This window comes from Janibacter sp. DB-40 (assembly GCF_029510815.1).
Classification (GTDB): domain Bacteria; phylum Actinomycetota; class Actinomycetes; order Actinomycetales; family Dermatophilaceae; genus Janibacter.
On record NZ_CP120360.1, the window covers coordinates 1,943,476 to 1,963,245 of the forward strand.

Consider the following 19,770-nt stretch of genomic DNA (forward strand, 5'->3'; position numbering starts at 1 on the left):
CACCCCACCCCACAGAGAAAGAGGAGCAGCACGATGTCATCCACCCCGTCCCACCCCGAGAGCCGCGCCGATGCCAGGGGTGAGCTCGACGCCTCCGGCCCCTCGACCCAGGTCAACGGCGCTCCGACGGTCAGCGACCGCAACAGCCTGTCCCTGGGCAGCAACGGACCGCTGCTCCTCCATGACGCCCACCTCGTCGACACGCTGGCGCACTTCAACCGGGAGAACATCCCGGAGCGCAAGCCCCACGCGAAGGGGGCCGGGGCCTTCGGCAACTTCGAGGTCACGGGCGACGTCTCCCGGTACACCAAGGCAGCCGTCTTCCAGCCCGGGGCGAGGACCCGGATGATGGCGCGCTTCTCCACGGTCGCCGGCGAGCTCGGTTCACCGGACACCTGGCGCGACGTTCGTGGCTTCGCCCTGCGCTTCTGGACCGAGGAGGGCAACTTCGACCTCGTCGGCAACAACACACCGGTCTTCTTCCTGCGCGACCCGCTGAAGTTCCCGCACTTCATCCGCAGCCAGAAGCGTCTGCCCACATCGGGTCTTCGCGACAACACGATGCAGTGGGACTTCTGGACGAACAACCCGGAGTCAGCCCACCAGGTCACCTACCTCATGGGTGACCGCGGTCTGCCGCGCACCTGGCGGAACATGAACGGCTACAGCAGCCACACCTACATGTGGGTCAACAACGCCGGCGAGAGGTTCTGGGTGCAGTACCACTTCCACACCCAGCAGGGGGTCGAGGGGATCACCAACGACGCCGCGGAACGGATCGCCGGTGAGGACGCCGACTTCCACCGCCGCGACCTCTACGACGCCATCGAGCGCGGCGAGTACCCGCAGTGGAAGCTCTCGGTGCAGGTGATGCCCTACGAGGACGCGAAGACCTACCGCTTCAACCCCTTCGACCTGACGAAGACCTGGTCGCACAAGGACTACCCGCTCATCGAGGTCGGCACGATGACCCTCGACGAGAACCCGGTCAACTTCTTCGCCCAGATCGAGCAGGCCGCCTTCGCGCCGAGCAACACCGTGCCCGGCATCGGGTACTCGCCCGACAAGATGCTGCTCAGCCGCGTCTTCGCCTACGCGGACGCCCACCGTGCCCGCATCGGACCCAACTTCCACCAGCTGCCGGTCAACCGGCCGATCGGCGGGCAGAACCACTACACCTTCGACGGCCCGATGCGCTATGAGCACACGGGCGCCGCACCCACCTACCTGCCGAACAGCTTCGGGCGCCCGTACGCGGACGAGGAGGGCCCGGTCGAGGACGGCTGGGAGGCGGACGGCGCGATGGTCCGCTCCGCGTACGAACTGCACGCCGAGGACGACGACTTCGGTCAGCCGGGGACGCTGGTGCGCGAGGTCTTCTCCGATGACCAGCGCGACCGCCTCGTCGAGACAGTGGTCGGATCGCTCGACGGGGTCGAGGACCCGGTGCTCTCCCGGGTCTTCGAGTACTGGACGAACATCGACTCCGAGATCGGGCGCCGCATCACCGAGGCGAAGAAGGCGGCCGACGACGGCGGCGACGTCGACACCGGTGAGGTGCTGAGGGAGTCCGACACCCACGCACGCACGTAGGGGATCCGCACGGCATCGCAGGATGCGTGCACCTCCGTCGAAGGGGCGGGACCGACCGGTCCCGCCCCTTCGACTGCGTCAGGCGCGCATCGTCCGGGCCGAGGCGTAGAGGCAGATCGTCGTGGCCATCGCGAGGTTCAGCGACTCGGCGTGGCCGTGGATCGGGACGCGGACGACCTCGTCGCAGGCGTCACGGGTGCCTGCCTGCAGACCCCATGCCTCATTGCCCATGACCCAGGCGTGCGGGGTGGACAGGTCGACCTCGTCGATGGTTCGCTCCCCCACCCCGTCGGCGGCCAGCCGACGCACCCCGGCATCGTCCAGCGCGGTCAGTGCCGCACCGATGTCGAGCCCCGTGACGACCGGCAGGTGGAAGATCGATCCGGCGGTGGAGCGCACGACCTTGGGACTGGTTGCGTCGACCGACCCGTCGCTGACGAGAACCGCGTCGGCACCGGCCGCATCCGCGCCCCGGATGACCGTGCCGAGGTTGCCGGGGTCGCGGACGTGGGTGAGCAGGACGAGCAGCCGGGGCCGACCGGCGAGCACGGAGGCGAGTGTCGCCGGCGTCCAGTCGACGACCGCTGCGATGCCCTGGGGAGTGTCTGCGTCGCACATGGCGGCGAGGACGCCCTCGCTCGCCTCGTGGACCACGACGCCGTGCTCGCGGGCCGGTTCGACGAACTCGGCGTAGCGCTGCGCGCCCTCCGACGTGACGTAGAGGTCACGGATGCGCTCCGGCGCGAAGCGCACCGCCTCACGCACTCCCTGCGGTCCCTCGACGAGGACACGGCCGGTGCGCCGACGCACAGAACGCCGGGAGAGCCCACGAACCTGCTTCACCCGCTCGGCGGCGGGGTTGGTCAGGGGTGGGCGCTCCCGGCGTCCGGGGTGGTCGCTCAGGCCTGCGCCTTGGCGTCGGCGGCCGGGGCGTTGCTCTTGGCCACCTCGACGAGGGCAGCGAAGGCGGCCTCGTCGTTGACCGCGAGCTCGGCGAGCATCCGACGGTCGACCTCGACCTCGGCGGCGCGCAGACCCTGGATGAACCGGTTGTAGGTCATCCCGTTGGCCCGGGCGCCGGCGTTGATGCGCTGGATCCACAGACGACGGAAGTCGCCCTTCTTGGCGCGGCGGTCACGGTAGCTGTACTCCAGCGAGTGGGTGACCTGCTCCCGGGCCTTGCGGTAGAGGCGGGACCGCTGGCCGCGGTAGCCGCTGGCGCGCTCGAGAACGACCCGGCGCTTCTTGTGGGCGTTGACCGCCCGCTTCACGCGTGCCACGTGAGTACTCCTTCAGGTATGTGGGAAAAGAGGCTCAGGTCAGCGACCGAGCAGCTTCTTGATCTTCTTCTCGTCGGCCTTGGAGACCTGGACGTCGTTCGCGAGGCGCCGCGCGTGCTGCGGGGTCTTCTCGTGGAACTTGTGGACGTGGTTGGCCCGCTCGCGCATGATCTTGCCCGAGCCGGTGACCCGGAAACGCTTCTTCGCACCGCTGTGCGTCTTGTTCTTCGGCATGTCGCCGATCTCCTTCGTGTTGCTGTGCTGGTCTCTGTGCGGGCTCAGGACTCGGCCGGGGCGTCGCTGCCCTTGCTCTCGGCTGCCTTGGCGGCGGCCTGGTCGTCCTTCTTGCGGCGTGCCTCGGCGCGGGCCTCGGACTTCTTCTTCGTCGGGCCGAGCACCATGACCATGTTGCGGCCGTCCTGCTTCGGCGCGGACTCCACGGTGCCGAGCTCGACGACGTCCTCGGCCAGACGCTGCAGCAGCCGGAAGCCCAGCTCGGGGCGGGACTGCTCGCGTCCGCGGAACATGATCGTCACCTTGACCTTGTCCCCGGCACTGAGGAAACGCTCGACGTGGCCCTTCTTGGTGCCGTAGTCGTGGCTGTCGATCTTCGGCCGGAGCTTGATCTCCTTGATGACCGTGTTGACCTGGTTCTTGCGCGCTTCACGCGCCTTCATGGCGGCTTCGTACTTGTACTTGCCGAAGTCCATGAGCTTGGCGACGGGCGGCTTGGCCATCGGAGCGACCTCGACGAGGTCGAGGTCCGCCTCGGCAGCGAGCCGGAGGGCGTCCTCCACGCGGACGATGCCGACCTGCTCCCCGTTGGGGCCGACCAACCGCACCTCTGGGACGCGGATTCGGTCATTGATGCGAGGCTCGCTGATGTGCTGCTCCTTAGCTCGGTGTGTCACTCCCGCCACCGACGAAGAAAGGCTCCTCGCCGATTGCGAGGAGCCTCACCAGAGCACGACGCCCACGAGCTGTCGACGGGGACCGTCAGCGGCTCGTACCGCATCGAGACCTGAGACCCGGCAACCATGTGGTCGTCGCGGGTGGGAAGCGAGGCTCCTCTTGCGTCACCGTCACGAGGACGATGACCGGTCACCGCCAACATTAGCAGGGACCCGGCCGGAGCCGGAAATCAGGTAATGGTGAAGCTCAACCCGTCGACGCGGGCACGCAGCTCGCCATCGGTGGCCAGCTCCTCGGCGATCGACGTGACGAGCTGCTCGATCCCCTCCTGGGTGAGGCCCGGGGCGAGCGACAGCTCGACCTGCAGCACTCCCTCGCCGTCCGGGACTCCCGCGGACAGGGCGTGTCCGGTGACCTCCTCGTGGGTGCTGCACACCCGCGCGACGGCGTCCTCGACGAAGGGGTCCTCGTGCGCCGGCACCCACTCCCGCTGCTGGGCCAGCGCCCAGACCATCGAGGCACGCACCTCGAAGGCCTGCTCGCTCGCGCAGTCGAGGACGATGAGGTCGGCGCGCTCGCTCACCGCGGCCTGCGCCGCCCTCGGGGCCTCGACGGCCACCGGCCGCATCGAGGTGCTGAACGCCGCGAGGGCCTCCATCGAGGTGAAGACGGGCAATGCCCTGCGCCCGTCGGGGTGCTCCAGCAGCGCGACGGCCATGTCGGCCTCCTTGTCGGAGGCGTGGCCGTGCGCACCCTCGCCCAGCTCGCCGGCGACGGCGGTGACGGGGACGAGGAGGCGGGCCTTCGCCAGCGCGCGCACCACGTCGGCCTCACCCCCCGTGGTCAGCGCCCGCATCAACCGGGGGTCGGCGGTACCGCTGTCACCCTCGAAGCCACCCGTGGGGAGCTCGCGCCCCTGCCACGGAACTCCGGCCGAGTCTCCGGGGGTCGTCATGGCCGGCCTGCCGCGTCGAGGGCCTCGGTGAGGGTCACCGTGCCCTTGTAGAGCGCCGAGCCGATGATGGCGCCCTCGACCCCGACGGGGACCAGCTCGCGCAGGGCCACGACGTCCTCCCGCGTGGTCACGCCGCCGGAGGCGACGACCTTCGCCGACGTGGCCTCGCAGACGCGGCGCAGCAGCTCGAGGTTGGGCCCGGCGAGCATCCCGTCCTTCGCCACGTCCGTCACGACGTAGCGGGAGCACCCCTCGGAGTCGAGGCGGGCGAGCGTCTCCCACAGGTCGCCGCCCTCGCGGGTCCAGCCCCGCGCGGCCAGCGTCGTGCCGCGCACGTCCAGGCCGACCGCGATCCGGTCGCCGTGCTCGGCGATGGCCCGGGCCGTCCACTCGGGGTTCTCCAGCGCGGCGGTGCCGAGGTTGACCCGGGCGCACCCGGAGTCGAGCGCCGCCGTGAGCGAGTCCTGGTCGCGGATCCCGCCGCTCAGCTCGACCTTCAGGTCCAGCCCGCGCACGATCCCCGAGAGCAGGTCACGGTTGCTCCCTTCGCCGAAGGCCGCGTCCAGGTCGACGAGGTGGATCCACTCGGCGCCCTGCTCCTGCCAGGCCTGCGCGGCCTGCAGGGGGTCGCCGAAGTCCCAGCCGGAGCCGGAGACGCCCTGCTGCAGCTGCACGGCCCGCCCCCCACGCACGTCGACGGCGGGAAGCAGCTCCAGCCGCGGGGTCTCGGTCGTGGTCACAGTGACATCACCCAGTTCTTCAGAAGGCGCAGTCCCGCGTCCCCGGACTTCTCCGGGTGGAACTGCGTTGCGGACAACGGGCCGTTCTCGACGGCCGCGACGAAGGGGGACCCGTGCTCGCTCCACGTGACGCGGGGAGCGGCTGCGGCCAGCCCCCCGGGGGCGACGCGCAGGACCCAGTCGACCACCGCGTAGGAGTGGACGAAGTAGAAGCGCTCCTCCTCGATCCCCGAGAAGAGCACGCTGCCGCCGGCTGCGGTGACCGTCGACCACCCCATGTGCGGGACGACGGGGGCGCGGAGCCGGCTGACCGTACCGGGCCACTGGGCCAGGCCGGGGCGGGGCGGGGCGCTCCCGCTCGGCTCGTCCGACCCGTCGAACATCACCTGCATCCCGACGCACACGCCGAGGACCGGTCGCCCGCCCGCGAGTCGGGCGTCGACGAGGGCCGCGCCGTCCACGGCCTCGAGTCCGGCCATGCAGGCGTGGAAGTTGCCGACCCCGGGGACGAGGAGGCCGTCCGCCGACACGACGCGCTCGCGGTCGGATGTCAGCTCGACGTCCGCCCCGACGTGACCGAGGGCACGCACGACGGAGTGCACGTTGCCGGAGCCGTAGTCGAGCACGGCGACGCGAGGCATGGTCATTGGTGCACATCCTTGACGACGGATTCGAAGCCGGTCACCGATCGGGCGTGGGGCGCGATCACCGGACCGAGGTGGGTATCGGTGCCGTCGAGGACCCGACCACCGGGCAGGCCCAGGACCGCGGTCACCTCGACGAGCCACTCATCGTGCGACAGATCAACGCGCCGCCACAACTCGCGGACCTCGCGCACGGGCACCCGACGGGCGGGGGCGCCGCTGGCCAGGGCGCGATGCAGGTCGTCGGGCGAGAGCGGCGGCAGGTCCGGACCCCCGAGGACCCTGCCGTCGGCATCGCGCAGGGCCCATCGGGTCGCTGCCCGGCCAGCGGCGCGTGCAGTCACCACGGCGACGTCGTCGAAGCGGAAGAGGCCGATGGCCGGGCTCAGCCGGGGTCCGATGTGCCGGGAGGCCAGCACGGTCAGGGCGTCGTCGTACGGCGCCGCAGCGGCGGAGGCCGCCCTGGCCGGGACGACGACCGACCACGACGCGTGCTCGAGGACGTGGCAGGGGACGACCCCGCGGCGCACCCAGTCGGCGGCGCTGGCCGCGGTCGCGGAGAGGCAGACCACTCCCCTGCCGGCAGTGCTCATGACCGGCCGATCCTAGAGCGCGCCCTTGGCGCTCGGGATGCCGCTGACCCGCGGGTCGTGGGCAACCGCGGTCCGCAGGGCCCGGGCCAGGGCCTTGAACTGCGCCTCGACGATGTGGTGCGGGTCGCGGCCGTCGAGGACACGCACGTGCAGGGCGATCCCCGCGTTGTACGCGAAGGACTCGAGGACGTGGCGGGTCAGCGACCCGACGAAGTTGCCACCGATGATCACGTGCTCCTGACCGGCGGGCTCTCCGGTGTGCACCACGTAGGGGCGACCGGCGACGTCGACGACGGCGTGGACGAGCGCCTCGTCGAGCGGGACGGTGGCGTCACCGAAGCGGCTGATCCCGCTCTTGTCACCGAGGGCCTCACGGACCGCCTGACCGAGGACGATCGCGACGTCCTCGACCGTGTGGTGCGCGTCGACGTCGACGTCACCGTCGGCGTGCACGGTGAGGTCGATGAGGCTGTGCTTGGCCAGCGACAGCAGCATGTGGTCGTAGAAGCGGACCCCGGTCGAGACGTCACCGACGCCGGAGCCGTCGAGGTCGACGGTCACCTCGACTCGGGACTCGGACGTGCCTCGGCGCACCGTGGCGGTGCGGGACTGACTGCTCACGGGTTCTCCTTCGTCGACGTGTGGGCGGGGACCAGCCTGGCCATCGCCGTCAGGAACCGGCTCGTCTCCTCCGGCGTGCCGGCCGTGACGCGCAGGTGGTTGGGGATGCCGACGTCGCGGACGAGGATCCCCTCGTCGAGCAGAGCCTGCCACGTGGCCGGGGCATCGGCGAGCCCACCGAAGAGCACGAAGTTGGCATCGCTGGGTACGGGCGTCAGACCGAGCCCGGCGAGCTCGGTGACGATGCGGTCACGCTGTGCCTTGATCGCCTCGACGGTCTCGAGCAGGAGGTCGGCGTGCTCGAGCGCGACGCGGGCGATCGTCTGGGTGGGGGTGGACAGGTGGTACGGCAGGCGCACCAGCCGGAGCGCGTCGACGACGTCGGGGCTCGCCGCGAGGTAGCCGAGCCGGCCACCGGCGAGCGTGAAGGCCTTGCTCATGGTGCGGGTGACGACCAGCCGCGGGTGGCCGGCGAGCAGCGACAGCGCGGTCGGCGTGCCCGGGCGCGCGAACTCCGCATAGGCCTCGTCGACGATCACGAGGGCGCGTGGAGCGGCCTCGAGCATCGCCTCGATGACCTCGAAGGGCAGGGCCGTCCCGGTCGGGTTGTTGGGCGAGCAGAGGAAGACCAGGTGCGGGTCGACCTCCGTCGCCTGCCGCACCGCCGACTCGACGGTGAGGTCGAAGGTCTGCGCATCGCGCTGCCCGTCGACCCAGCGGGTCCCCAGGGTCTCGGTGATGATCGGGTGCATCGAGTAGGCGGGGGTGAACCCCAGGGCGATGCGTCCGGGACCGCCGAAGGCCTGGACCAGGTGCTGCAGTACCTCGTTGCTGCCGTTGCCGGCCCACAGCTGCTCGGGACGGAAGGTGACTCCCGACTGCTGCACCAGGTAGTCCCCGAGCGCCTTGCGCAGGGCCGTGAACTCACGGTCGGGGTATCGATTCAACCCGCTGAGCCCCTCGTGCAGGGCCGCGACGGCGGCGCGGACGACCTCGTCGGGGACGGGGTAGGAGGACTCGTTGGTGTTCAGCTGGACGTCGACGTCGAGCTGCGGCGCGCCGTAGGGCGTGCGTCCCCGCAGCTCGGGCCGCAGCAGCTGCTCGATCTCGCTCACCGCTGCCCCTCCCCCGTCGTGCGTGCGGACACGGCCTCGCCGTGGGCGGGCAGGTCCTCGGCGTCGGCGAGGGCGAGCACGTGCGGGCCGACGTCGGCCAGGGCCTCACGGGTGTACTCCACGACGTGGATGCCCTTGAGGAAGGACTGGACCGACAGGCCGCTGCTGTGGGCCGCGCTGCCCCCGGTGGGCAGGACGTGGTTGGACCCGGCAGCGTAGTCGCCGAGGCTCACCGGGGACCAGGGGCCGACGAAGATCGCGCCGGCGTTGCGCACCCGGGCGGCGACCGCTGCGGCGTCGTCGGTGATGACCTCGAGGTGCTCTGCCGCGTACGCGTCGACGACGCGCAGCCCCGCGTCGAGGTCGTCGACGAGGACGATGGCGGACTGGCGACCGCCCAGTGCCTCGGCGACCCTCTCGCTGTGCTTGGTCGCGGCAGCACGACGCTCCACGACCGCGGCGACGGCATCGGCGAGCTCGGTCGAATCGGTGACGAGGACGGACCCGGCCAGCGGGTCGTGCTCGGCCTGGCTGATCAGGTCGGCGGCGACGTACTCGGGGTCGGCGCCGGCATCGGCCAGGATCGCGATCTCGGTCGGTCCGGCCTCGGCGTCGATGCCGATGAGGCCCTTGAGCAGCCGCTTGGCGGCGGCGACGTAGACGTTGCCGGGACCGGTGACGAGGCTGACCGGCTGGCACTCTCCCCCTTCGCCCTCGTCGACGAAGCCGTGCGCGAAACCGGCCACGGCCTGCGCCCCGCCCATGGACCAGACCTCGTCTACGCCGAGGAGGGCGCACGCGGCGAGGATCGTCGGGTGCGGGTAGCCCGCGAAGACGCCGACGTTCTCCTTCTGCGGTGGGCTGGCGACGGCGACGGAGCCGACCTCCGCCAGCTGCGCGGGCACGACGTTCATCACGACCGAGGAGGGGTAGACGGCCCGCCCGCCGGGGACGTAGAGGCCGACCCGCTCGACAGGGACCCACCGCTCGGTGACGACGCCGCCGGGCACGACCTGGGTGGTCGTCTCGGACCGGCGCTGGGCCGCGTGCACGGTGCGGGCCCGGTCGATGGACACCTCGAGGGCGGCCCGCACGTCCGGGTCGAGCGCCTCGACCGCCGCCTCGAGGACGTCCTGCGGCACGCGAAGGGAGGTCGGGCGCACCCCGTCGAAGCGCTCGGCGAAGTCGTAGAGCGCGGCCGCGCCGCGGTCATGGACCTCGTCGCAGATGGGCTGGACCGCCGTGAGGGCGGCCTCGACGTCGTACTCGGCGCGCGGCAGGGCAGCACGCAGGTCCCGGGCACCGAGGGGCTGGGAGCGCAGGTCGATCGTGGCGAGCATGGGACCAGTCTAGATTCGCCGCGGGCGCACTCCGTCCCGCGTCTCACCAGCACCGCGGCCGCGTGTGGCCGGGATCACTCCTCGCCGTAGAAGACCCGGTCGATCACGTGGCGGGCGTGCCGGGCGGTCCGCCGGTAGGACTCGGCGAGCGCCAGCCCGGACTGCGGCTCCATCCCGACGATCCGCCCGACCCCGTCCGCCTCGAGCAGGTTCGAGGGGACGGAGTCGACCGGACGCCCGCGGAAGAGCATCCCCGCGTTGCGCAGCAGCGAGGCCATCGACCAGGCCTCCCTGAGCACGAGCTCGTCCTCCGCCGAGAGCAGCCCCGCCTCGACCGCGGCGGCCATGGCCGGCAGCGTCCGCGGCGTGCGCAGTCCGGCGTGCTCGTGCGCGTGCTGCAGCTGGATCAGCTGGATCGACCACTCGACGTCCGAGAGCCCGCCCATGCCGAGCTTGAAGTGGGCCCGACGGTCCGCGCCGCGGGGCAGCCGCTCTGCCTCCATGCGTGCCTTGAGGCGCCGCACCTCGCGCACCTGGCGCTGGTTCAGGCCGCCCTCCGGCCACCGGATGGGATCGACGAGTGCGATGAAGCGCTCCCCGAGGTCCGTGTCCCCGGCCACCGGCCGGGCCCGCAGCAGCGCCTGGGCCTCCCACGTGTGCGACCAGCGCTCGTAGTACGCCGCGTACGAGGCCAGGGAGCGGATCACCGGGCCGTTCTTGCCCTCGGGCCGCAGGTCGGCATCCAGCCCGAGCGGCGGGTCGGACCCGCCGGCGCCGAGGAGCCGCCGCAGTTCGGTCACGACGGCGAGCGCAGCCTCCTGCGCGGACTGCTCGTCGACGCCGGGCCGGGGCTCGTGGACGTAGAGCACGTCCGCGTCGGAGGAGTACCCCAGCTCACGACCGCCGAAGCGTCCCATCCCGATGATGACGATGTCGGTCCCGAGGGCCGCGCCGCGCTGCGCGGCCACGTGGGCGGCGGTCACCTCGAGAGCGGCCTCGATCGTCGCCTCACTGACCTCGGTGAGCGCCTCCCCCACGCGGTCGAGTGCGAGCCGGTCCTCGAGGTCGGCGACGGCGATGCGGAAGATCTCCGCACGTCGGATCGCCCGGATCGCCGCCACGGCGGAGTCCGTGGAGTCCTTCCGCCCGGCGGCCGAACGCATCCGGCGCAGCAGCTCCTCCCGGGTGCGGGGTCGCAGGCCGTCCCCCTCCCCGAGCATCTGCACCGCTTCCGGGCTGACGAGCAGCAGGTCACCGGCGAATCGGCTGGCGCCCAGGGCGTGGGCGAGGATCTGCGCGGCCTCCCCCTCGTCGCGGAGCAGGCGCAGGTACCAGTGGGTGGCGCCGAGCTCCTCGCTGACCTTGCGGAAGGCGAGCAGGCCGGCGTCCGGGTCGGCCATCTCGGCGAACCACTCGAGCATCACCGGCAGTAGCTGGCGCTGGATGGCTGCCCGGCGGCTCATCCCCTCGGTGAGGACCTCGATGTGCCGCAGCGCGCCGGCCGGGTCGCGGTAGCCGAGCGCGCTCAGGCGCTCCCGGGCCGCGTCCGGGGTGAGCCTGGCCTCTGCCGGGCTGAGTCGTGCGACGGCCGAGAGCAGCGGCCGGTAGAAGAGGCGCTGGTGGAGGCGCCGCACCTCGCGGGAGTGTCGCGCGCGCAGGGCCACGATCTTCGTCTGCGGCTCGTCCCACAGCAGCAGCGAGCGTCCCAGGCGGCGCAGGTCGGCCTCCGCCGTCGGCATGAGGTGGGTGCGTCGCAGGTGGTGCAGCTGGACCCGGTGCTCGATGGTGCGCAGCACGCGGTAGGCCTCGTCGAGGACGACGGCGTCGTCGCGCCCGACGTAACCACCCGCGGACAGCGCCGCCAGGGCCTCCAGCGTGGTGCGCGAGCGCAGGGTCTCGTCGGTGCGGCCGTGGACGAGCTGGAGGAGCTGGACGGAGAACTCGACGTCCCGCAGACCACCGGGGCCGAGCTTGAGCTGGCGCTTCGCCTCGGCACGCGGGATGTGCTCCTCGACGCGCCGACGCATCGCCTGGACGTCGTCGACGAAGTCCTCGCGCGATGCCGCCTGCCACACGAGCGGGCCGACCGTCGCAAGGTACTCGGCCCCCAGGCTCGCGTCGCCGGCGAGGTGGCGGGCCTTGAGCAGCGCCTGGAACTCCCAGGTCTTGGCCCATCGCTCGTAGTACGTCCGGTGGCTGGCGACGGTCCGCACCAGCGGCCCCTGCTTGCCCTCGGGGCGCAGTGCCGCATCGACCTGCCACAGCGTGCCGTACGCGGTCACGTCGCTGCACACGTGCATCACCCGGGTGGCGATGCGTGAGGCGGTCTCCAGCGCGGGGGCCTCCTCGGCGCCGTCGACCGGCTCGGCGACGAAGATCACGTCGACGTCGGAGATGTAGTTCAGCTCCCGGCCGCCGGCCTTGCCCATGCCGATGACGGCGAAACGGACCGCACGACCCGGCTCTCCCTGTTCCTCGACGGCGATGCGCACAGCGGCCTCGAGGGCGGAACCGGCCAGGTCGGCCAGCGCCGCCGCCGTGTCCGGCAGGTCCGCGACGGGGTCCTCACCCGTGACGTCGATCGCCGTGATGCCGAGCAGCTGGCGCCGGTAGGCCACCCGCATCGCGTCCTGCGGCTCGAGGTCCCCCGGCTCGGCGATCTCCGCGAGCACGGCCTCGGTGCGTTCCTCCGGGGTCATCGGCTCGGCGTCGACCGCGTCGCGCCACTGCTCGGGGTGGGCGACGAGATGGTCCACGAGCGCCGTGGACGCCCCCAGCACGCCGACGACCCGGTCGCGGACCCGCGCGTCCTCGCGCAGGGCCCGGCGCAGCTCCTCGGCCCCGTCGCCGGCGGACTCGATCACCCGGACCAGCCCGAGCAGTGCACTGTCCGGGTCGGCCGCCCGCGTCAACGCGCGGATCAGCCGGTCCTGCTCGGCCCCCTCCGGGAGGCCCAGCGCGGGGTCGGCGAGCAGTCGCTCGGAACGGCGGGTGTCGGTGAATCCGCGCCGGGCGAGGGTGCGCTCAGGGCGTTGTGGCGGGGTCACGGGGTGCTCACAGGCGCGGCAGCAGGCGTTCCAGCTCGAAGGGGGTGACCTGGTGGCGGTAGTCGGCCCACTCCTGGCGCTTGTTGCGCAGGAAGAAGTCGAACACGTGCTCCCCGAGCGTCTCGGCGACCAGCTCGCTCTCCTCCATCGCCTCGATGGCCTCGGAGAGGCTCCCCGGCAGTGGTCGGATGCCCATCGCGCGGCGCTCGCGGTCGGTCAGCCCCCACACGTCGTCCTCGGTCTCGACGGGCAGCTCGTAGCCCTCCTCGATGCCCTTCAGCCCGGCGGCGAGCATCACGGCGAAGGCCAGGTAGGGATTGCAGGCCGCGTCCAGGCTGCGCAGCTCGACCCGGCTGGAGTTGCCCTTGTCCGGCTTGTACATCGGTACCCGGACCATGGCCGAGCGGTTGTTGTGGCCCCAGGTCAGGTGGGCGGGAGCCTCACCGCCGCCCCATAGCCGCTTGTAGCTGTTGACCCACTGGTTGGTCACGGCGGTGAACTCGCGACCGTGGCGCAGCAGACCGGCGATGAACTGCCGACCGACCTTGCTCAGCTGATAGGGCGCTCCCGGCTCGTAGAAGGCATTGGTGTCCCCCTCGAAGAGCGACATGTGGGTGTGCATCCCGCTGCCGGGGTGCTCGGCGAAGACCTTGGGCATGAAGGTCGCGTAGACCCCCTGCTCGAGGGCGACCTCCTTGATGACCGTCCGGAAGGTCATGACGTTGTCCGCGGTGGAGAGCGCGTCGGCGTAGCGCAGGTCGATCTCGTTCTGCCCGGGTGCGCCCTCGTGGTGGCTGAACTCGACCGAGATCCCCACCGACTCGAGCATGGTGATGGCCCGGCGGCGGAAGTCGTGGGCCTCCCCCTTCGGCACGTGGTCGAAGTACCCGGCGTCGTCGACCGGCACCGGGCGGCCGGTGCGCACACTGTCCAGCTGGAGCAGGAAGAACTCGATCTCGGGGTGGATGTAGAAGGTGAAGCCCATCTCCCCCGCCTTGTCGAGGGTGCGCCGCAGCACGTAGCGCGCATCCGACAGCGAAGGGGTGCCGTCCGGCAGGTGGATGTCGCAGAACATGCGAGCCGTCCCCGGTGACTCGCCGCGCCACGGCAGCACCTGGAAGGTCGCCGGGTCCGGCTGGGCGAGCATGTCCGCCTCGTAGACGCGGGTGAAGCCCTCGATGGCCGACCCGTCGAAACCGATCCCCTCGGCGAAGGCCCCCTCGAGCTCCGCGGGCGCGATGGCCACTGACTTCAGGGTGCCGAGGACATCCGTGAACCAGAGCCGGACGAACCGGATGTCGCGTTCCTCGATGGTCCGGAGGACGAACTCCTGCTGACGATCCATGCGCCCATCCTGCCCCACGACGAGGACGTCCTCACGCGGGACCGCCGGACGGGATTCGCTGCAGCGCTTGGACAGACAGCGAGGGACCCCGCCGGGACGTGCTCCGGCGGGGCCCCTCGTGTGCTCGGCTCGTCGATCAGTTGGCGGTGGTGCCCGCCTTGACGTCGACGACCAGCTGGTCCTTGTGGGCCAGCTCGGACTTGACCTCGATGGTCGTGCCCGACCCGGCGACCTTCGTCGAGGCCAGCGGGCTGTCCTCGTCCCAGTAGCGCTCCGGGTCCGTGTCGTCGAAGAGCGGGATCCCCGCCCTCGAGGGGACCGTCTCCGGGACGCCGTTGCTGTGGAAGGTCACCTCGTCCGTGCGCTGCGTGCCGAACGTCGCGTCGAAGGGCGCGCGGCGGTTGCCGAGGGTCGCGCCGTTGTCGAAGACGATCGGTGCCGGACGGGCGTCCACCGGCAGCACCTGGCCGTAGCCGGGGTGCTGGCTGGTGTTGTTGTCGCCGTAGGCGTTGTTGACGTACCAGACGAGCATGCCGTCCTGGTACGGGAAGCGCTCCACCCAGTTCGGGCGGGTCGAGCCCCAGCCGAAGTTGTACGGCCCGGTCTTCAGGTACTGGTCGTACCCCGAGTAGGTCCGGTTCTCGGCGAGGTAGTAGTTCTGCACCTTCTCCTCGGTGGAACCGCTCATCCGGGTGAACCCGTCAGCGGTCCACCCGTTGTCACCGGACTCCACGTCGTCGGTGAAGACCGTGGTCCCGTCGACCTCGACCTCGATGTCGTCGATGAAGGCGCCGTCCATGACCAGGCCGCCGTCGGACTGGTAGCGCCAGCGGAACTGCACCGGCTGCCCGACGAACTCGCCCAGGTCGTACTGCACCTGGTTCCACGTGAGGTCACCGCCGTCGAGCTCGGCGATCTCGGTCCAGGACTCACCACCGTCGGTCGAGACCTCCGTGTAGAGGAAGTCGTAGTCGACCTCGATCTCGGAGGCGATGTACGCCGAGACCGTGGCGCTCGAGGCGTCGGTCAGGTCGATCTCGCGGGTGAGCGTGTTGTTGAGGTTGTTGTCCGCGCCGGACCACCACTCGTAGCTCCCGGACCGCGGGGTGTTGTACTCGGTCGTCACGGTCTGCTCGGGCAGCAGCACCGCGAGGGCCTGCGACAGCTTGTTGTGGTCGCGGTCGGCGGGACCGAGACGGGTGGTCAGCTCCTCGCCGGGCCGGACCACGTCGTGGTCCAGCCAGCCGAGCTGCAGCTTCTCCCACGCGCCCATGTAGCCGGGCTTGGAGCCGATGTCGTCGGTGCCGTCGTTGAGCCACGAGCCGGAGGACATCAGCGACCAGAAGGCGACGCTGTTGTCCCCACCGGCGGTGTCGTAGAGGTCCGGCAGACCGAGGTCGTGCGAGAACTCGTGGGTGAAGACACCCAGGCCGCCGTTCTCCGGCTCGGTCGTGTAGTCACCGATCCAGATGCCGGAGTCACCGAGCTGGACACCTCCGAGCCGGTTGCCCTCCGGGCCGGACTTGCCGATCCCGTTGGAGAAGGCGTACCAGCGGTGGCTCCAGATGGCGTCCTCACCCTGGGCGCCGCCACCGGCCTCCTCGCCCTCACCGGCGTGGATGGCCTGGAAGTGGTCGATGTACCCGTCGGGTTCGTTGAAGTCGCCGTCACCGTCGTGGTCGTAGCGGTCCCAGACGTCGTACTGGTTGAGGTACTCCTGGATCTCGGCGTCGGTCCTGCCCTGCGCCTTCTGGTCCTCGTACCACGCGTCGGCCGTGTCCTGGATGAAGCTCCAGTAGCCATCGGCCACGCTGGTGCCGTCGCCCTGCACCGGGTTGTGGCCGTACCTGGCCTCGTTGTACGGCACGGTGACCCAGTTGCTGACGTCACCGTCGGTCATGAACCGGCCGTTGGACTGCTTGAGGAAGAAGTCGCGGAAGGACTCCTTGCCGTCCGCGAACATCAGGTCCATGTAGTGGGCACGGTTGAAGTCCTCGGTCCAGATGGTCGAGTTGTCGTCCGTCTTGTCACCGTCCCAGTCGCGGTCCGGCTCGGCGATCTCGTTGTGCTTCGGGCCGGCCTCACCGCCGGTGGCGGGAAGGGTCTGGTCACCGAACTCGGCGAGGATGGTGAAGACCGAGGCCTCGCGGTCGACGTCGTACTGGACGTACTTCGTGGGCGGCTGCTTGCCCTGGCCGTTGTCCTTCTCCGCACTCGGACTGTCGGAGGATTCGCCGGTCAGCGCGATGACGTTCGAGCCGTTCTTCGACACGACCTTCGCCTCGCCGGTGAGCAGCTGGGTGACCGCGTCCTTGCGCAGTGCGCGCTGGGCGTCACCGAGGGGGTTGGGCAGGTCATCGGCCCGGGCCGACGACGAAGGGTTGTCCTCCTGGGGTGGCACGCCTCCAGCCGCCTCCTGCGCACTCGCCGACAGGGGCATGAGCGCGAGCACGAGAGCGGACGTGGCGAGGCCGGACACGACATGGGTGTGGCGTCTCTTCACGAATCCTCCTGTTTTTGTGTGGCTGGTGGCCACAGCGGTGAGCGCACTCAACCAACATCGGACGGTCCACGGGAGGGGCCGCAGGAAATTCTGAACAAACTCTTACTGTTTCGTGTCGGAACGTCCACATTCATCCGGCGCACGCCGCACGGCCGCCGCACGGGGGTCCCGTTCGGACGAGCGGCTTAGGGTGGGGCCATGAGCACGCCGTCGACGCCCTCGCCCGTCCAGACCGCCGAGACCGCCGAGACCCCGGCCCCCTACGGGGACACCCCCGCCGCCCCTGTCCAGCGCAAGCGCGTTCGCATCCCGCACCTGCACGCCAAGAAGGAGCGCGGCGAGCGCTGGGCGATGCTCACCGCCTACGACGTGCAGACCGCACAGATCTTCGACGAGGCGGGCATACCGGTCCTCCTCGTCGGCGACTCGGCCGGCAACACCGTCTTCGGCTACGACACGACCGTCCCGGTCACGCTCGACGAGATGGTTGTGCTGACCCGGGCCGTCGCCACGGGCGCCTCCAGCGCGCTCGTCGTGGCCGACCTCCCCTTCGGCACCTACCAGGCCTCCCCCGAGCAGGCCTACCTGTCCGCCGCCCGCCTGATGAAGGAGGGGCTGGCGCACGCCGTCAAGCTCGAGGGCGGGGCCGAGATGGCCCCGACGATCGAGCGGCTGACGAAGGGGGGAATCCCCGTCATGGCACACATCGGCTTCACCCCGCAGAGCGAACACACGCTCGGCGGGTACCGGGTCCAGGGACGGGGCGACGCCGCGGCCGGGCTCCTCGCCGACGCCCGGGCCGTCCAGGCCGCGGGAGCCTTCGCCGTGGTGCTCGAGATGGTCACCTCCGACTCGGCCGCGGCGGTCACCGAGCAGCTCGACATCCCCACCATCGGCATCGGCGCCGGCGCCGACTGCGACGCGCAGGTCCTCGTGTGGCAGGACATGGCGGGGCTGGGAGCCGGGCGGACGCCACGCTTCGTCAAGCGCTACGCGGACGTGCGATCCGTCCTCTCCGACGCGGCCCGGGCCTACGCCGCGGACGTCGCCGGGGGCTCGTTCCCGGCGGCGGAGCACTCCTTCGAGCGCTGACCGGGGAACCTGGTCTCAGGCCCCGCCCTCGCGCCACTCGCGCTCGCGGCGCTCCTCCTCGTCCCACTTCTCCGTCTTCTCCCGGGCGATCTGCAGCGCCGCCGCGGCCTCGGCCTCGGTCTCGTAGGGCCCCATGACGTCCGCGTTCTGCGAGCGGTTCTCGTCGGTCTCGACCTGACGGGTCTCGATGTTGTACCAGTAGGCCATCGTCGTGCCGTCCTCTCCCGCGGGCCGGGCACCCGCACACCGGAGCGCATCCGATCAGCGCCCGTTGCCTAGACTCCACAGCATGTCCGCGTCCACCGCAACCGTCAGCCCCGGCGTGGTCTCTGCCCGCCGCGCCGTCCCCGCAGGCATCCCCCGGCCCGAGTACGTCGGCAAGGCCGCTCCGACCCCCTTCGCCGGGTCGGAGATCAAGGACGCCGAGACCATCGAGCGAATGCGCACCGCGGGCCGGGTCGCCGCCGGCGCCCTCGCCGAGGCCGGCCGCGCCGTCGTCCCCGGCACGACCACCGACGAGGTGGACCGCGTCGGTCACGAGTACCTCCTGGACCACGGCGCCTACCCCTCGACACTCGGCTACCGGGGCTTCCCGAAGTCGCTGTGCACCTCGGTCAACGAGGTCGTCTGCCACGGCATCCCCGACAGCCGGCGCATCGAGGACGGCGACATCGTCAACATCGACATCACCGGCTTCATCGGCGGCGTCCACGGCGACACCAACGCGACCTTCCTCGCCGGTGACGTCGACGAGGAGTCACGCCTGCTCGTCGAGCGCACCCACGAGGCGATGATGCGCGGGATCAAGGCGGCGCTGCCGGGGCGGCAGATCAACATCATCGGCCGCGTCATCGAGAAGTACGCGAGCCGCTTCGGCTACGGGGTGGTACGCGACTACACCGGGCACGGCATCGGTACCTCCTTCCACTCCGGTCTGGTCATCCCGCACTACGACGCAGCCCCCTCGTACGACACCACCATCGAGCCGGGGATGACCTTCACGATCGAGCCGATGCTCAACCTCGGCACCCCGGAGTGGACCCTGTGGGACGACGGGTGGACCGTGGTGACGAAGGACCTGCGCCGGTCCGCCCAGTTCGAGCACACCATCCTCATCACCGAGGACGGCAACGAGATCCTCACCCTCCCCGAGACGGTCGGAAGGTAGACATGGCCACGCACCACGCCCTGGGCATCGACATCGGCGGCTCCGGCATCAAGGGGCCCCGGTCGACCTCGACCGGGGACGCTTCGCCGAGGACCGGCTGCGGATCGCCACCCCGGAGGAGGCGACCCCCGAGGCGGTCTGCGAGGTGGTCGGCCAGATCGCGGAGCACTTCTCGGTCGGCAACGACGTGCCACTGGGCATCACGCTCCCCGCCGTGGTCGACCGCGGCGTCGTGCGCAGCGCGGCCAACATCGACCGGGCATGGATCGACCTCGACGCCGACCAGCTCTTCAGCGAACGCCTCGGCCGACCGGTCCACCTCGTCAACGACGCGGACGCCGCGGGCGTCGCCGAGCTCCACTACGGCGCCGCCAGGGGCCAGCGGGGTCTGGTCGTCCTCACCACCCTGGGCACCGGGATCGGCACGGCCCTGATCATGGACGGGGTGCTCGTGCCCAACACCGAGCTCGGGCACCTCGAGATCGACGGCCACGACGCCGAGACCCGCGCCGCCGAGTCGGTCCGGGACCGCGAGGGCCTGGACTGGGAGCAGTGGGCCGAGCGCCTGCAGGCGTACTACAGCCACCTCGAGGCGCTCATCCGACCGGACCTCATCGTCGTCGGCGGAGGGGTCAGCAAGCAGGCCGACCGCTTCCTGCCCCTGCTCGACCTGCGCGCCGAGATCGTCCCGGCGAAGCTGCGCAACAAGGCCGGAATCATCGGCGCCGCGCACCTGGCCGCGCGGGGAAACTGACACCGGACCGTGTCCTCAACGGGTGCGCACGTGGCGGGCACCCGGATCCCCGATGCGGCAAGGTTGGG

The 19,770-nt window shown here is 71.0% G+C and carries 18 protein-coding genes and 1 pseudogene; 4 read left to right on the top strand and 15 right to left on the bottom strand.

Annotation, left to right across the window (positions count from 1 at the left end; genetic code table 11):
• Positions 1-33 precede the first annotated feature (33 nt).
• Positions 34-1,593 carry a catalase gene (locus PVE36_RS09175; protein WP_277451782.1) on the top strand — a complete coding sequence of 520 codons (1,560 nt, stop codon included), beginning with the start codon at positions 34-36 and terminating at the stop codon, positions 1,591-1,593.
• Between the two features lie 78 nt (positions 1,594-1,671).
• Here the strand turns inward: PVE36_RS09175 and PVE36_RS09180 are convergent, their stop codons facing one another.
• From PVE36_RS09180 to PVE36_RS09245, 14 genes are all read right to left on the bottom strand, one after another.
• Complete coding sequence (locus tag PVE36_RS09180; RefSeq protein ID WP_277451784.1) at positions 1,672-2,436, bottom strand: RNA methyltransferase; 765 nt, start codon at positions 2,434-2,436, stop codon at positions 1,672-1,674.
• Positions 2,437-2,492: 56 nt separating this feature from the next.
• Positions 2,493-2,873, bottom strand: coding sequence for a 50S ribosomal protein L20 (gene rplT, locus PVE36_RS09185; RefSeq protein WP_277451786.1), 381 nt, complete (start codon positions 2,871-2,873; stop codon positions 2,493-2,495).
• A 39-nt stretch (positions 2,874-2,912) separates the two neighbouring features.
• Positions 2,913-3,107 (bottom strand): 50S ribosomal protein L35, encoded by a 195-nt coding sequence (gene rpmI / locus PVE36_RS09190; RefSeq protein WP_185992190.1) that lies wholly within the window; start codon positions 3,105-3,107, stop codon positions 2,913-2,915.
• Positions 3,108-3,151: 44 nt separating this feature from the next.
• On the bottom strand, positions 3,152-3,757 hold the full coding sequence (gene infC, locus PVE36_RS09195; RefSeq protein ID WP_277455803.1) for a translation initiation factor IF-3: 606 nt from the start codon (positions 3,755-3,757) through the stop codon (positions 3,152-3,154).
• 257 nt (positions 3,758-4,014) lie between these two features.
• Entirely contained in the window at positions 4,015-4,740 is a 726-nt protein-coding gene (locus tag PVE36_RS09200; RefSeq protein WP_277451791.1) for an SseB family protein, read from the bottom strand.
• Positions 4,737-5,480, bottom strand: coding sequence for a bifunctional 1-(5-phosphoribosyl)-5-((5-phosphoribosylamino)methylideneamino)imidazole-4-carboxamide isomerase/phosphoribosylanthranilate isomerase PriA (priA, locus tag PVE36_RS09205; protein WP_277451793.1), 744 nt, complete (start codon positions 5,478-5,480; stop codon positions 4,737-4,739). Before priA ends, PVE36_RS09200 begins: the two co-directional genes overlap by 4 nt.
• Positions 5,477-6,127, bottom strand: a complete 651-nt coding sequence (hisH, locus tag PVE36_RS09210) for an imidazole glycerol phosphate synthase subunit HisH (protein ID WP_277451798.1) — start codon at positions 6,125-6,127, stop codon at positions 5,477-5,479. Before hisH ends, priA begins: the two co-directional genes overlap by 4 nt.
• Positions 6,124-6,717, bottom strand: a complete 594-nt coding sequence (locus PVE36_RS09215; protein WP_277451800.1) for a hypothetical protein — start codon at positions 6,715-6,717, stop codon at positions 6,124-6,126. The genes hisH and PVE36_RS09215 overlap by 4 nt, the downstream gene beginning before the upstream one ends.
• Before the next feature lie 12 nt (positions 6,718-6,729).
• Complete coding sequence (gene hisB / locus PVE36_RS09220) at positions 6,730-7,338, bottom strand: imidazoleglycerol-phosphate dehydratase HisB (RefSeq protein WP_277451803.1); 609 nt, start codon at positions 7,336-7,338, stop codon at positions 6,730-6,732.
• Positions 7,335-8,453, bottom strand: coding sequence for a histidinol-phosphate transaminase (locus tag PVE36_RS09225; protein ID WP_277451806.1), 1,119 nt, complete (start codon positions 8,451-8,453; stop codon positions 7,335-7,337). Before PVE36_RS09225 ends, hisB begins: the two co-directional genes overlap by 4 nt.
• The gene (hisD, locus tag PVE36_RS09230; protein WP_277451809.1) at positions 8,450-9,793 is read right to left on the bottom strand and encodes a histidinol dehydrogenase; all 1,344 of its coding nucleotides are present in this window, start codon (positions 9,791-9,793) and stop codon (positions 8,450-8,452) included. Before hisD ends, PVE36_RS09225 begins: the two co-directional genes overlap by 4 nt.
• Positions 9,794-9,867: 74 nt before the next feature.
• Positions 9,868-12,840 (bottom strand): bifunctional [glutamine synthetase] adenylyltransferase/[glutamine synthetase]-adenylyl-L-tyrosine phosphorylase, encoded by a 2,973-nt coding sequence (locus tag PVE36_RS09235; protein WP_277451811.1) that lies wholly within the window; start codon positions 12,838-12,840, stop codon positions 9,868-9,870.
• A 7-nt stretch (positions 12,841-12,847) separates the two neighbouring features.
• Complete coding sequence (locus PVE36_RS09240; protein WP_277241416.1) at positions 12,848-14,185, bottom strand: glutamine synthetase family protein; 1,338 nt, start codon at positions 14,183-14,185, stop codon at positions 12,848-12,850.
• A gap of 136 nt (positions 14,186-14,321) precedes the next feature.
• Entirely contained in the window at positions 14,322-16,688 is a 2,367-nt protein-coding gene (locus tag PVE36_RS09245) for an immune inhibitor A domain-containing protein (RefSeq protein ID WP_346780576.1), read from the bottom strand.
• 198 nt (positions 16,689-16,886) lie between these two features.
• Here PVE36_RS09245 and panB point away from each other — a divergent pair, with 198 nt between their 5' ends.
• Positions 16,887-17,780, top strand: a complete 894-nt coding sequence (panB, locus tag PVE36_RS09250) for a 3-methyl-2-oxobutanoate hydroxymethyltransferase (protein ID WP_277451820.1) — start codon at positions 16,887-16,889, stop codon at positions 17,778-17,780.
• A 15-nt stretch (positions 17,781-17,795) separates the two neighbouring features.
• On the opposite strand, the gene PVE36_RS09255 is transcribed toward panB, so the two are convergent.
• Positions 17,796-17,987, bottom strand: a complete 192-nt coding sequence (locus PVE36_RS09255; RefSeq protein ID WP_277451822.1) for a methionine aminopeptidase — start codon at positions 17,985-17,987, stop codon at positions 17,796-17,798.
• 82 nt (positions 17,988-18,069) lie between these two features.
• On the opposite strand from PVE36_RS09255, the gene map reads away from it, so the two are divergent.
• Both map and ppgK read left to right on the top strand, forming a co-directional pair.
• Positions 18,070-18,948 carry a type I methionyl aminopeptidase gene (gene map / locus PVE36_RS09260; protein ID WP_277451824.1) on the top strand — a complete coding sequence of 293 codons (879 nt, stop codon included), beginning with the start codon at positions 18,070-18,072 and terminating at the stop codon, positions 18,946-18,948.
• Positions 18,949-18,950: 2 nt separating this feature from the next.
• A pseudogene (gene ppgK, locus PVE36_RS09265) lies at positions 18,951-19,702 on the top strand (polyphosphate--glucose phosphotransferase).
• The last annotated feature ends 68 nt before the right edge of the window (positions 19,703-19,770 follow it).